Origin of the sequence: Rhodopseudomonas infernalis (assembly GCF_022271405.1) — a bacterium.
GTDB lineage: Bacteria > Pseudomonadota > Alphaproteobacteria > Rhizobiales > Xanthobacteraceae > Rhodopseudomonas > Rhodopseudomonas infernalis.
This window is the reverse complement of record NZ_JAJNAL010000011.1, coordinates 30815-43719: the sequence shown is the minus strand read 5'-3', so window position 1 is coordinate 43719 and position 12905 is coordinate 30815. Positions and strand designations below refer to the sequence as shown.

The 12905-nt window shown below is 65.4% G+C and carries 15 protein-coding genes; 4 read left to right on the top strand and 11 right to left on the bottom strand.

What is annotated here, in order from left to right; genetic code table 11:
* Positions 1-56: 56 nt before the first annotated feature.
* Entirely contained in the window at positions 57-545 is a 489-nt protein-coding gene (gene purE / locus LPW26_RS09925; RefSeq protein ID WP_238734771.1) for a 5-(carboxyamino)imidazole ribonucleotide mutase, read from the top strand.
* On the top strand, positions 542-1651 hold the full coding sequence (locus LPW26_RS09920) for a 5-(carboxyamino)imidazole ribonucleotide synthase (protein WP_238734768.1): 1110 nt from the start codon (positions 542-544) through the stop codon (positions 1649-1651). Before purE ends, LPW26_RS09920 begins: the two co-directional genes overlap by 4 nt.
* Before the next feature lie 23 nt (positions 1652-1674).
* Here the strand turns inward: LPW26_RS09920 and aqpZ are convergent, their stop codons facing one another.
* Positions 1675-2397 carry an aquaporin Z gene (gene aqpZ, locus LPW26_RS09915; RefSeq protein WP_238734766.1) on the bottom strand — a complete coding sequence of 241 codons (723 nt, stop codon included), beginning with the start codon at positions 2395-2397 and terminating at the stop codon, positions 1675-1677.
* A gap of 256 nt (positions 2398-2653) precedes the next feature.
* Here aqpZ and rpsU point away from each other — a divergent pair, with 256 nt between their 5' ends.
* Entirely contained in the window at positions 2654-2950 is a 297-nt protein-coding gene (gene rpsU / locus LPW26_RS09910) for a 30S ribosomal protein S21 (RefSeq protein WP_238734764.1), read from the top strand.
* Positions 2951-3147: 197 nt separating this feature from the next.
* Here the strand turns inward: rpsU and LPW26_RS09905 are convergent, their stop codons facing one another.
* From LPW26_RS09905 to LPW26_RS09895, 3 genes are all read right to left on the bottom strand, one after another.
* Entirely contained in the window at positions 3148-4029 is an 882-nt protein-coding gene (locus LPW26_RS09905) for a hypothetical protein (protein ID WP_238734762.1), read from the bottom strand.
* 146 nt (positions 4030-4175) lie between these two features.
* A complete protein-coding gene (locus LPW26_RS09900; protein ID WP_238734760.1) occupies positions 4176-4463 on the bottom strand; it encodes a cupin domain-containing protein in 288 nt (95 codons plus the stop codon).
* A gap of 113 nt (positions 4464-4576) precedes the next feature.
* Positions 4577-5746, bottom strand: coding sequence for a Rossmann-fold NAD(P)-binding domain-containing protein (locus LPW26_RS09895; RefSeq protein WP_238734758.1), 1170 nt, complete (start codon positions 5744-5746; stop codon positions 4577-4579).
* A gap of 18 nt (positions 5747-5764) precedes the next feature.
* Between LPW26_RS09895 and LPW26_RS09890 the strand changes: the two genes are divergently transcribed.
* Positions 5765-6142 carry a VOC family protein gene (locus LPW26_RS09890; RefSeq protein WP_238734756.1) on the top strand — a complete coding sequence of 126 codons (378 nt, stop codon included), beginning with the start codon at positions 5765-5767 and terminating at the stop codon, positions 6140-6142.
* Between the two features lie 215 nt (positions 6143-6357).
* Here LPW26_RS09890 and LPW26_RS09885 read toward each other — a convergent pair whose 3' ends face one another.
* The 7 genes from LPW26_RS09885 to LPW26_RS09855 form a co-directional block, all read right to left on the bottom strand.
* Entirely contained in the window at positions 6358-7761 is a 1404-nt protein-coding gene (locus tag LPW26_RS09885) for an NAD(P)(+) transhydrogenase (Re/Si-specific) subunit beta (protein WP_238734754.1), read from the bottom strand.
* Between the two features lie 13 nt (positions 7762-7774).
* A complete protein-coding gene (locus LPW26_RS09880; RefSeq protein ID WP_238734752.1) occupies positions 7775-8098 on the bottom strand; it encodes a proton-translocating transhydrogenase family protein in 324 nt (107 codons plus the stop codon).
* A gap of 23 nt (positions 8099-8121) precedes the next feature.
* On the bottom strand, positions 8122-9252 hold the full coding sequence (locus LPW26_RS09875) for a Re/Si-specific NAD(P)(+) transhydrogenase subunit alpha (RefSeq protein WP_238734750.1): 1131 nt from the start codon (positions 9250-9252) through the stop codon (positions 8122-8124).
* A 193-nt stretch (positions 9253-9445) separates the two neighbouring features.
* Positions 9446-9598 carry an aa3-type cytochrome c oxidase subunit IV gene (locus tag LPW26_RS09870; RefSeq protein WP_238734747.1) on the bottom strand — a complete coding sequence of 51 codons (153 nt, stop codon included), beginning with the start codon at positions 9596-9598 and terminating at the stop codon, positions 9446-9448.
* Positions 9599-10061: 463 nt separating this feature from the next.
* Positions 10062-10457: a type II toxin-antitoxin system death-on-curing family toxin gene (locus tag LPW26_RS09865; protein ID WP_238734745.1), complete on the bottom strand. Its 396-nt coding sequence runs from the start codon at positions 10455-10457 to the stop codon at positions 10062-10064.
* A gap of 12 nt (positions 10458-10469) precedes the next feature.
* Positions 10470-10694, bottom strand: coding sequence for an AbrB/MazE/SpoVT family DNA-binding domain-containing protein (locus LPW26_RS09860; protein WP_238734743.1), 225 nt, complete (start codon positions 10692-10694; stop codon positions 10470-10472).
* A 150-nt stretch (positions 10695-10844) separates the two neighbouring features.
* Positions 10845-12800, bottom strand: coding sequence for a M3 family oligoendopeptidase (locus LPW26_RS09855; RefSeq protein ID WP_238734741.1), 1956 nt, complete (start codon positions 12798-12800; stop codon positions 10845-10847).
* Between the last annotated feature and the right edge of the window lie 105 nt (positions 12801-12905).

Here is a 12905-nt window from a genome sequence, read left to right as displayed (position 1 = left end):
TGGCCGGCTCTATATTCCCCCTCTTATGCTTCTGGATTCGCGAAAGAATCGCTCGAATGACAGCCCCCATTGCGATCATCATGGGCAGCCAGTCGGACTGGGAAACGATGCGGCACGCCGCCGAAACCCTGACCGCGCTCGGCGTTGCCCATGAGGCTCGGATCGTCTCCGCCCACCGCACACCCGACCGGCTTTACGGCTTCGCCAAAGCGGCGAAAGCCGCTGGTTACAAGGTCATCATCGCCGGGGCCGGCGGTGCGGCGCATCTGCCGGGCATGACCGCAGCGCTGACCGAGCTGCCGGTTTTCGGGGTTCCGGTCGAGTCGAAGGCGCTGTCGGGCGTCGATTCGCTGTATTCGATCGTGCAGATGCCGGCCGGCATCCCGGTCGGGACGCTGGCGATCGGCAAGGCCGGCGCGATCAATGCGGCGTTGCTGGCGGCGAGCGTGCTGGCGCTGGGCGATGATGCCCTGGCGCAGCGGCTGACCGCCTGGCGGACGAAGCAGACCGACGCGATCGCCGAACGCCCGGAGGGCTCGGCGTGAGCGGCCCGACCCAGAAAGTCCTCAAGCCCGGCGACACCATCGGCATTCTCGGCGGCGGCCAGCTCGGCCGGATGCTGGCGCTCGCCGCCGCGCGGCTCGGCCTGCGTTGCCACGTGTTTTCGCCCGATCCGGACTCGCCGGCGTTCGACGTGGTGCAGAACGCGACCTGCGCCGAATACGCCGATGTCGAAGCGCTGGAGATGTTCGCCGCCGACGTCGACGTCATCACCTACGAGTTCGAAAACGTGCCGGCCTCTGCCGCTCTGGTGCTGGCCGCCCGCACGCCGGTGCTGCCGGACTACAAGATCCTGGAGACCACCCAGGACCGGCTGGCCGAAAAGGACTTCGTCAGCAAGCTCGGCATCGGCACCGCGGGTTATGCGGACGTCACCTCGCCGCAGACACTGCGCGCCGCGATCGCCAAGCTCGGCCTGCCGGCCGTGCTGAAGACCCGCCGCTTCGGCTACGACGGCAAGGGCCAGACGATACTGCGCGAGGGAGACGATCCCGAGGCCGCATGGCAGCGCCTTGAAACCCGGGCCGCCATTCTCGAAGCTTTCGTGCCGTTCGAGCGCGAAGTTTCGGTGATCGCCGCGCGCGGCGCCGACGGCCAGGTGGTCTGCTACGACGTCACCGAGAACGAGCATCGCGACCACATTCTCAAGGTGTCGCACGCCCCGGCCCCGGTCAGCGACGCGATCGCCGAAGAAGCCCGGCGAATCGCCACCAGCATCGCCGACGCGCTCGGCTATGTCGGCGTGCTCGGCGTCGAGATGTTCGTGGTGCCGGACGGCAGTGGCGCACGAGTGCTGGTCAACGAGGTCGCGCCCCGGGTGCACAATTCCGGGCATTGGACGCTGGACGGCGCCTCGGTGTCGCAGTTCGAGCAGCATATCCGGGCGATCGCCGGCTGGCCGCTGGCCCAGCCGCTGCGCCACGGCACCGTGACCATGACCAATCTGATCGGCCATGACGTCGACGACTATGCGGAGTGGCTGACGGTGCCGGGCGCGACGGTGCATCTTTACGGCAAGCGCACCGCCCTACCGGGCCGCAAGATGGGCCACGTCACAGTGGTCGAGGCGGACACTTCACACAAGACGTGATGCCTCCGCCTCGATCGTGAAGGTCAGCTCCGATTGCCCTCGATGACGCCGGAGGGCGAATCGGGGCTGAGCCAGCGGTAAAGCAGCCCGCCGAGCACGCCGCCGATCAACGGCGCCACCCAGAACAGCCACAGCTGCTGGATCGCCCATCCACCGACGAACAAGGCAGGACCGGTGCTGCGCGCCGGGTTGACCGAGGTGTTGGTGACCGGAATGCTGACCAAATGGATCAGCGTCAGCGCCAGCCCGATGGCAAGCGGCGCGAAACCGGCTGGCGCCTTGCCGTGGGTGGCGCCCATGATGACGAACAGGAACATCATGGTCATCACCACTTCGCTGACGAGAGCGGCCGTCAGGCTGTAGCCGCCCGGCGAATGCTCCCCATAGCCGTTCGAGGCGAATCCCTTGGCAAGATCGAAACCGGCGGTTCCGCTGGCGATCACGTAGAGGACGGCGCCGGCGACGACGGCGCCGACCACCTGGGCGATGACATAGGGGACGATCTGGCCCGCCGGAAACCGGCCGCCCGCGGCCAGACCAAGGGTCACAGCCGGGTTAAGGTGCGCGCCGGACACATGCCCGATCGCATAGGCCATCGTGATCACGCTGAGGCCGAACGCGAGCGAGACGCCAACCAGGCCGATGCCGACCTGCGGAAAACCCGCTGCAATCACGGCACTGCCGCATCCCGCGAAGGTCAACCAAAACGTACCGATGAATTCGGCCGCATATTTCTGGAAACTCATAATCGGCGCTCCTGCTTTCCCAATCTTTCATCTTCCGCGTGCAATCTGGAACCTTGGGTTCCAATGCCTCTTGGAACTAAAAAAAGATTCGGAAAAGTCTTTTTACGGCTACGAGATACCTTTGACGGGCCCGGGGGCGCTGTGGACATGCCCGGACCTATCTGATATATCCGCGCGCCTGAGGTGAGGGAAACGGCCGATGTCGCCCCCTGCCCGCCAGATTTCACATTCCGGTTGATTGAAAAGAGGATGCCGCGTGCAGGTTCTCGTTCGCGATAACAACGTCGATCAAGCTCTCAAGGCGCTCAAGAAGAAGATGCAGCGCGAGGGCATTTTCCGCGAGATGAAGCTCCGCGGTCATTACGAGAAGCCGTCCGAGAAGAAGGCCCGAGAAAAGGCCGAGGCCGTTCGCCGCGCCCGCAAGCTGGCCCGCAAGAAGCTGCAGCGCGAAGGCCTTCTGCCGATGAAGCCGAAGCCGGCTTTCGGCGCCGACCGTCGCCCCGGCGCTGCTGGTGCCGGCGCTGGCGCTGGTGCCCCGCGCGGCCCGCGCTGATTAATCAGCCGCTCGCCTTCGACGATCCGATTTCAAACGCGGGCCCTGCGCCCGCGTTTTGCGTTTGGGGCACAGTCCATCTGCTTGGCTGAGTGAGCCTGGTTCGCCGCTGTGCCTGGCTCACGCAAGAATGCCCGGGACCAGCCCGGGCATCAGCAGATCAGCAAGCCTGCGAGCGAAGAATCACGCTTCGGAAATCACCGCGGCAGCACCGCGTGGAAGACTGACTTCGCGCCGAACAGCACATCATCGACCACCGACGGCTTCTGCGCCGGAGCCGTCTCGATCGCCGACGGAATGTCGGCCGGCGGCGTGATCCGCGAGGCATCGTAGCTCGCGTCCACCGTCCGCGGCACTGGCGCGGCGCCGACGATGCTCGTTCCGGCGGTCGCATTCGCGGCCGGGCCCGCGACGTTCACCGGGGGCGGCAACGGCTGCAGCGCGCCGGTGCTGCGCGGCGGCTCCTGAATGCGGAGCGCTTCGGTCTTCAACGGCTCGGCGGCCTTGACGGTCTCGGGCGCCTTCAGCGGCTCGGGCGCGCGGGCCGCGACGTCGGTCGCCGGCTTGCTCTGCTCGGCGGCGCGCAGCCGCTCGACCGCGGCACGGACGACGTCGTTGGGATCGCGAGCGGCCTCGCGGCGATCTTCCGAAGCCTTCGGGTCGGGCGTCGCGGTGGCGAGCGACGGCTTCGCCGCGGCCTTGTCGGCGAGCGCCTTGTCGGCCGCAGCCTTGTCGTTAGCCGCTTTATCGGCGGCAGCCTTCTCGGCCGCGGCCTTATCGCGGGCAATGCTGTGACGGAGCGACGGCTTGTCCGCAGCCTTCGCCTTCGCGTCGGCTTTGACCGGATCGGCCTTGATGAAGTCGGCCTTTTCGGCCTCGGGAATCGCGGCGCTCATCGCGGGGGCGGCGGACGCCGGCTTCGCGGGCTCGGCCTTGGCCGAGTCGGTGCGGGTTTCCTGGGCGGCGGGCGCCGTGTTCGGCCTGACGATGTAGACGTTCACGACATAGGCGCCGAGCACGGTGGCGACCACCGACGGCAAAATCTGCCCGATCAGTTTTTCGGTGATGTATTTCAGCATGAACGGGCCTCTTCCCCGTGCGCTTGATGCTCGATATTTGAGGCTGATTCAGGGATCAACTGCGACCTCTCGGTGACATCGGACGCGCCCGCCCGACGCCATCCGCGTCGCGTGTCTATAGCTCTGCCTCGGGCCTTAACGCGCAGTTAAGCCTTGAGCTCGACCTCGAGAAATACGATCTCGGCTGTGGATTCATTGAGCACGTCGTGCTCGACGCCGGCCTTTCGGAAATAGGACTGGCCGGCCTGGAGCTGGGCGGTCGAGCGGCTGCCGTCCGGCGCCACGATGGTCATGGTGCCGTCCGCCACCGGAACGATGACGTAGTCCATGCCGTGGCGGTGGTGACCGGTGGCGGCGCCCGGCGCCAGCCGCCATTCGGTGACCCGCACCTCGTCATTGTCGATCTGAACATCGGACTTGGCGGCGAGTGTCATGGTGTGGCATTTCCCTCATCTTCGGGTTGGCAGCTCGACATCGGTACCATCGAACTTACCAGCCTGAACAGGCCCCACGGCGCATCCGGGGCGTGCCCCGTGCGCAGCCGCCGCTACGAGCCGCGGAGGATCGACGCAAGGCCGTCGCGATAATTGGGGTGACGCAATTGCACGGCGAGCAGCGCTTTAAGCCGGTCGTTGCGAACCCGGCGGCACGCCGAATAGAAGCTCAGCGCCATCGGCGACATAGATTGTCGAGCCAATTCGAACGGGACCACCGGGGGCGGTTTCATTCCCAGCAGCCCGGCGGCGAACAGAATGGGATCTCCCGGCGGCGACGGCAGGTCGTCGGCGACGTTGAATAGTCCGCCGGCCCGCCGCTCGAATGCAGCCTTGATCGCCTGCGCGATGTCCTCGACATGAACCCGATTGAAGACTTGGCCCGGCTTGTCGACGACCCGCGCGTTGCCATTCCGCAGCGTCTCGAACGCGCTGCGTCCGGGCCCGTAAATGCCCGCGAGCCGCAGGATGCTGACACAGGCGCCGAGGCGAGAACCAAGCGCTGACCAGCCCCGCTCGGCCTCGACACGCCTGAGCGAACGGCGCTCGGTGGCGCGGCAGTCACTGCTCTCGTTGACCCAACCGCCATCATGGTCGCCGTAGACGCCGAGCGTCGACAAATACACGATGTCCCGCACACGGCCGGCGCCGACCAGCATGTCCGCACAGCGATCGAGCACCGGATCGCCGTCGTCCCCCGGCGGCACCGAGACAAGAAGTGCGTCGGCCTGTTCGAGCGCTGCGGCCAACTCGGCCGACGGTCCGGCCCCGTCGAATGCGATGGCGCGGACACCGCCGCCGGCCTGCGCGTTCAGCGCAGTCGCGCGCGCCTCGTCACGCACAGTGACCACCACCTCGCGCCACCGTGCGCGATCGGCCGCAAGGTAGTATCGAGCACTGTATCCAAATCCGAAAACAACCAGATCAGACATGTCAGGGCCAATTCCCGCAAGCGCCGCAAAGGGAGAATGCCCACGAGCATCGGCAGAGGGCCGGCGCCCCCACCGTGTCGCAGACGCAGCCATGGTGTCGCGTCCGATGGCGATGGAAGCCCGGATAGTCGCGCACAGGCGCCGATTAGGCAACGGCGCGCCGAAATCCACCAAGGGTTGCGCCCGATCGCAAACGCTGCGTGGAGCATGCCGGCGGAACGGTGCTAAAAGCGAACGGCACGCCATATCCGGCTTGTGCCATTGCCGTCCCACCTCAATGAAGAACTGCAAGAAAAGGACAGGAACGCCATGTTTTCACACGTCATGATCGGCACTAACGACCTCGAAGCCGCCAAGTCGTTTTACGACAAGCTGCTCGGCACGCTCGGCGTGGCGCCCGCTGTGGTCGATAGGCACCGGATCTTCTACCGGACCAAGACCGGGACCTTCGCGGTGTCGAAGCCGATCAACGGCGAGCCGGCGACCGCCGCCAACGGCGGCACGATCGGCTTCCTCGCCAAATCGCAGGAGGAAGCCGACGCCTGGCACGCCGCCGGCGTAGCCAATGGCGCCACCCCCTGCGAGGACCCGCCCGGCGTGCGCGCGATGGGCGAGCGGAAGCTGTACCTCGCTTACTTGCGCGATCCCGACGGCAACAAGCTCTGCGTGATGCACCCGATGGGGTGAGCAACCACGCGCTCCGTCATTGCGAGAAGCACCCGGATCGGCGCTTCGCGCCGTCCGGGCACAGGCTCAGCGACGAAGCAATCCAGAAGCACCGTGCACCGAGCTATGGATTGCTTCGCTTCGCTCGCAATGACGGATGTGGCGTCAGCCATCGCCGAAAAACAAAAACGCCCGGCCTTGCGGCCGGGCGTTGACGTTTTCGCCGTTGCGAAAGCTCAGTGGTTCATCGCCTTGACGATGTTCTCGGTCATCTTCTTGGCGTCGCCGAGCAGCATCATGGTGTTGTCGCGATAGAACAACGGGTTGTCGATGCCGGCGTAGCCGGAGGCGAGCGAGCGCTTGATGAACATCACGGTGCCGGCCTTCCAGACCTGCAGCACCGGCATGCCGTAGATCGGCGACGTCTTGTCGTCTTCGGCAGCCGGGTTGGTGACGTCGTTGGCGCCGATCACGAACGCCACGTCGGCCTGCGCGAACTCGGAGTTGATGTCCTCGAGTTCGAACACCTCGTCGTAGGGCACGTTGGCTTCGGCGAGCAGCACGTTCATATGGCCCGGCATACGGCCGGCGACCGGATGAATCGCGTACTTCACCTCGACGCCTTCCTTCTTCAGCGTGTCGGCCATTTCACGCAGGGCGTGCTGGGCCTGCGCCACCGCCATGCCGTAGCCCGGCACGATGATGACCTTCTGGGCGTTCTTCATGATGAAGGCCGCGTCGTCGGCCGAGCCGAGCTTGGCCGGACGCTGTTCGCCGCCGCCGCCGCCCGCCGCGGCGGTCTCGCCGCCGAAGCCGCCGAGGATCACCGAGATGAAGGAGCGGTTCATGCCCTTGCACATGATGTAGGACAGGATCGCACCCGAGGAGCCGACCAGCGCGCCGGTGATGATCAGCGCCGAGTTGCCGAGCGTGAAGCCGATGCCGGCCGCGGCCCACCCCGAATAGGAGTTGAGCATCGAGATGACGACCGGCATGTCGGCGCCGCCGATCGGGACGATGATCAGGATGCCGAGCAGCAGCGCGACGGCGGTGATCACCCAGAACGCGACTTCGCTCTGCGTGATGACCATGTAGATGATCGCCGCGAACATGATCACGCCGAGCGCGATGTTCACCGCGTGCCGCGCCGGCAGGATGATCGGCGCGCCGCTCATCCGACCCGACAGCTTCATGAAGGCGATCACCGAGCCAGTGAAGGTCAGGGCGCCGATGGCGACGCCGAGCGACATTTCGACAAGGCTCTGGGCGTGGATGTTGCCCGGCTCGCCGATGTCGAACGCAGCGGGCGCATAGAACGCACCGGCCGCGACCAGCACCGCCGCCATGCCGACCAGCGAGTGGAAGGCCGCGACCAGTTCGGGCATCGAGGTCATCGGCACGCGCTTGGCGATCACCGCGCCGATGCCGCCGCCGATGGCGATGCCGGCGATCACCAGCACCCAGCCGAGGAAATCAGCAGGCGGATGGCCGGCCAGCGTGGTGACGATCGCGATCGCCATGCCGGTCATGCCCATCAGGTTGCCCTGACGGCTGGTGGCCGGAGACGACAGGCCGCGCAGCGCTAGAATGAACAAGACGCCGGCGACCAGATACAGAAATGCGGAAAGATTGGCGTTCATCGACGGCCCCTACTCACTTCTGCTTTTTCTTGTACATCGCCAGCATGCGCTGGGTGACAAGGAAGCCGCCGAAGATGTTCACGCAAGCAAAGATCAGCGCCACGAAGCCGAAGCCGCGCGCCCACCACGGACCGTTATCGCTGCCGGCCAGCGACACACCGACCGCGAGCAGCGCACCGACCACGATCACCGAAGAGATCGCGTTGGTGACCGACATCAGCGGGGTGTGCAGCGCGGGGGTCACCGACCACACCACGAAATAGCCGACGAAAACGGCGAGAACGAAAATCGACAGCCGAAACACGAACGGATCGACCGCCTGAACCATATGCTCCATCACAACTCTCCTTAGCGGTCGCGTTAAGCCGACTTGGGCTGGAAGTTCGGGTGGACCACGGCGCCGTCGCGCGTCAGCGCGGTCGCCTTGACCAGCTCGTCGTCCCAGTTCACCGCCAGCGCCTTGCTGTTCTTGTCGACCATGGTCTCGAAGAAGCTCAGCAGGTTACGCGCGTAGAGGCTCGAGGCCGAGGCCGCGACACGGCCGGCGACATTGGTGTAGCCGACGATCTTGACGCCGTCGGTTTCGACCACCTGCCCGGGCTGCGCACCTTCGACGTTGCCGCCACGCTCGACCGCGAGATCGACCAGCACCGAACCGGGCTTCATCGACTTCACCATCTCGGCGGTGACCAGGCGCGGCGCGGGCCGGCCCGGGATCAGCGCGGTGGTGATGACGATGTCCTGCTTCTTGATGTGCTCGGCGGTGAGCGCGGCCTGCTTGGCCTGATACTCTTTGGACATTTCCTTGGCGTAGCCGCCGGCGGTCTGGGCGTTCTTGAACTCCTCGTCCTCGACGGCGAGGAATTTGGCGCCCAGAGACTCGACCTGTTCCTTGGTGGCGGGACGCACGTCGGTCGCGGTGACGATGGCACCGAGACGGCGCGCGGTGGCGATCGCCTGCAGACCGGCGACCCCGACGCCCATGATGAACACCTTGGCGGCGGGCACGGTGCCGGCCGCGGTCATCATCATCGGCATGGCGCGGCCGAACGCCTCGGCGCCGTCGATCACGGCGCGATAGCCGGCGAGGTTGGCCTGGCTCGACAGCACGTCCATCACCTGCGCGCGGGTGATGCGCGGCATCAGCTCCATCGCGAAAGCGGTGACGCCGGCATCGGCCATGCTCTTCAGTGCGGCGTCCGCGCCGTAGGGATCCATGATCGCCAGCACCAGCGCGCCGCGCTTGTAGGCGCCGAGCTCGGCAGCTTCCGGCCGCTTCACCTTCAGCACGACGTCGGCGCCGTTCAGCGCGTCGGCCGAGACGGTGGCGCCGGCGGCGGCGAAATCGGCGTCCGGCAGGCCCGACTTGATGCCCGCACCGGGCTCCACCGCGACCTCGGCGCCGAGCGCTTTGAGTTTCTTCACCGTGTCCGGCGTCGCAGCGACGCGCGGCTCGGCAGGGTCTTGTTCTTTGGCAACAGCAATCTTCATGAGGCCTCCGGCGGCGCGAAGCACGCGCGTGAGCGAGCGAGATCGGCACGCACCCCGCAAAAGTGGGACCGGTTTTGACCCGGAATGCGCGCTCAGTTCAGTGAAGGAGCAAGTCTGGACGGCAACCCGGACACCACGTTGCCGAGACCTGCTCCAGGAGAGCGCCGCGTGTAACGGCGCACTCCAGTACAAATCAAGTCAGGAAAATCGCCATCATCGCCACGATCACGATGACGGCGACGGTGCCGTACTTCACCAGCTTGATAAACCCTTCATAGGTTTGCTCATGCGCGGCGTAGTCGTTACCAGCGGCGGTCGTGTAGGCGACTTCGCGATGCTCTGCCATTCGTCTCTCCGGACAATGTTCGAGAAGCGGGGATGCAATTAGCGCAATCTTATTGCGGGAGCAACGGCACTGCAGCAATTAACAGCCTAGCCACTTTGGGTTCATCCCAAAGTCTATCCGCTCCTCCCATACCGCAGTGTGATCGGAACACGCGAGGAGAACAAGCACTTACGAAGCGCTTGCAACAGCTAGATGATGATTCCGTGGTGCGGTGCGATGAGCAGAAGGAAGACACGAGCCACGTTTCGAGGCTGAGCAAATCCCTCCGGCCCTAGGACGCTCCCCCATTGGCGGCGATTAGCCACCGCCTGTTCCGTCATGCCCGGCCTTGTGCCGGTCATCCGCGCCTCGCTGCTGGAGATGCCCCAAAGGCGTGGCTGGCCGGGCCTTCGCCGCGCCGAAGCGGCTTCGGCCGCGCAGGCGGGACGAGCGCGGCCACGACGAATGCAGTGCACCAATCAGGTCAAGCAGCCGGCCAGTTATCCCTGATCCACTGCGTCAGCGATTGCTCGCTGACTTCGCCGGCGGCGAGGGAGAGGATGATGGAGGTCGCATGAGCCGGGTCCGGCGCGAAGGCGACGCCGTTCTTGTGCAGGAAAACCATCATCGCCATGAAGGCGATCCGCTTGTTGCCGTCGACAAAGGCGTGGTTGCGCGCCAGCCCGAACGCATAGGCGGCGGCCAGCTCCGGCGATTCGGCCTGCTCATAGCGCCATTTGTTGATCGGACGCTCGAGCGCCGACCGCAGCATTCCCTCATCGCGCAAGCCGGCCGCGCCGCCAAAGCGGCGCAACTGCCGGGCATGCATCGCGATCGCCTGCTCGTAAGTGATCCAGAGCGGCTCGGATGGCTCGCTCATCGACAGCCCCCGTCATTTCGCCAGAGCGGCGAGCGTGTCCTTGTATTTGTCCATCACCTCGTCGGCGATCTCCATCGACCGTTCGAAGTCCGGATCGTAGGGCATCGCCTGAAAGCCACCGCCGGGAAGTTCGGTGATGTGCAGCTCCTGCCCACGCTTGAGGTCGAGCCGCTGCATCAGCTCCTTCGGCAGCAACAAGCCGTCGGAATTTCCAATCTTCTTGATCTCGATTTTCATGTGGGCCTCATGGGGTGCGCACAGTTGCGGGGATTGGAAAACCAAGCCGGCTGAAAATCGATCTGAAAATACAAAAGCGCGTGTCATACATCTGTATAACACGCGCTTGGCAATCCGTTCAACATTTGTTTTACGGTATCCTTGTCCGCCCTACCCCATCGCCTCCAGCTCGTCGATCATGCCGGCGATCACCGACAGGCCGCCGTCCCAGAAGCTGGGGTCCTTGGCGTCGAGGCCGAACGGGGCGAGCAGTTCGGAATAGTGCTTGGTACCGCCGGCCGAGAGCATCGCGAGGTAACGCTCGGCGAAGCCTTCCTGGGCGTGCTCGTAGACGGCGTAGAGCGAGTTCACCAGGCAGTCGCCGAACGCGTAGGCGTAAACGTAGAACGGCGAATGGATGAAGTGCGGGATGTACATCCAGAAGCTCTCGTAGCCCGGCTTGATCTCGATCGCCGGCCCGAGGCTTTCGCCCTGCACGCTCAGCCAGATCTCGCCGATCCGCTGCGCGGTGAGTTCGCCGCTGCGGCGCTCGGTGTGGATCGCGCGCTCGAACGAATAGAACGCGATCTGCCGGACCACCGTGTTGATCATGTCCTCGACCTTGCCGGCGAGCAGCGCCTGGCGCTGCTTGGCGTTCTTGGTCTGCGACAACAGCCGGCGGAAGGTCAGCATCTCGCCGAACACGCTGGCGGTCTCGGCCAGCGTCAGCGGCGTCGGCGCCATCAGCGCGCCGTTGCCGGCGGCGAGCACTTGGTGCACGCCGTGGCCGAGCTCGTGGGCGAGCGTCATCACGTCGCGCGGCTTGCCCTGATAGTTCATCAGTACATAGGGATGCGCCGAGGGCGTGGTCGGGTGCGAGAACGCGCCCGGCGCCTTGCCGGGCCGCACCGGGGCGTCGATCCAGCGATCGGTGAAGAACCGCTCGGCGATCCGCGCCATCTCGGGCGAGAACGCATTGTAGGCGGTCAGCACCATGTTGCGGGCTTCGGGCCAGGCGATCGTGCCGGTCGTGGCGAACGGCAACGGCGCGTTGCGATCCCAGTAGGGCAGCTTCTTCTTGCCGAACCAGCCGGCCTTGAGCTTGTAGTAGCGGTGCGACAGCTTCGGATAGGCGGCGCGCACTGAAGCCACCAGCGCGTCGACCACCTCGCGCTCGACGCGATTGTTCAGATGCCGCGAGTCGGCGACGTCTTCGAAGCCGCGCCAGCGGTCGGAGATTTCCTTGTCCTTGGCGAGCGTGTTGGTGATCAGCGCGAAGGTGCGCTCGTTCGCCTTGAAGGTCTTGGCCAGCGCATCGGCGGCGGTCTTGCGCGTCGCCGGCGCGCGATCCTGCAGCATGTTCAGGGTCGGTTCTATCGCCAGCTCTTTGCCGCCGATCTTGAAGCGCAGCGCCGAAATGGTCTGATCGAACAGCCGGTTGAAGGCGCCGTAGCCGGTCTGCGACTTCTCGTGGAACAGCTGCTCGACGCGATCCTCGAGCTGATACGGCTTGTCCTTGCGCAGATCCTCGATCCACGGCCGGTAGTGGCCGAGCTCCGGCGTCTGCATCGCCTGCTCCAGAACCGCATCCTCGACGCGGTTGAGCTCCAGCGTGAAGAACAGCAGATGGATCGACGCGGCGGTCAGCCTCTCGGAGATGTCGCCATAGAATTTCGACTTCACCGGATCGACGCTGTCGCCGGCATGGACCAGGCCCGCATAGGAGCCGAGCCGCCCGGCGAGATCCTCGATGGCCTCGTAGCGCTTCACCGCGCCTGCGAGCCAGGCGCCACCATTTTCCCCGGCGCTCTGTTCGGCGAGCTTGCCTTTATAGTCCAGCTCGAACGACGCGCAGTCGGCGTCGAGCTTGTCGAGATCGGCCGCGACCTCGGGCGCGTCGATCGCCGGGTAGAGGTCGGCGAGATTCCATTCCGGCAGCTTGGCCGGCTTCGGTGCAGCGACCTTCCTGGCCGGCTTTGCCGCGGGCTTGACCGGCGCGGCCTTGCGAACGGCCGCTTTGCCGGAGGTCTTGGCGGCGGTCTTCAGCGACTTGGCCGGCTTGGCGGAGGGCTTCGGGAACTGCTTGGCGGATTTCTTGGCGACGCGGGAGGAGGCTGATTTCGGCATGGAAACTTTCGTCGAGGCTTCAATTGCTTTGCAAAACGCTACCCGCGACAACGTGGCCTCCGCAAGCGGCTGTTTCAAGGCGCAGTTCCATGCGGCGCGATGCTC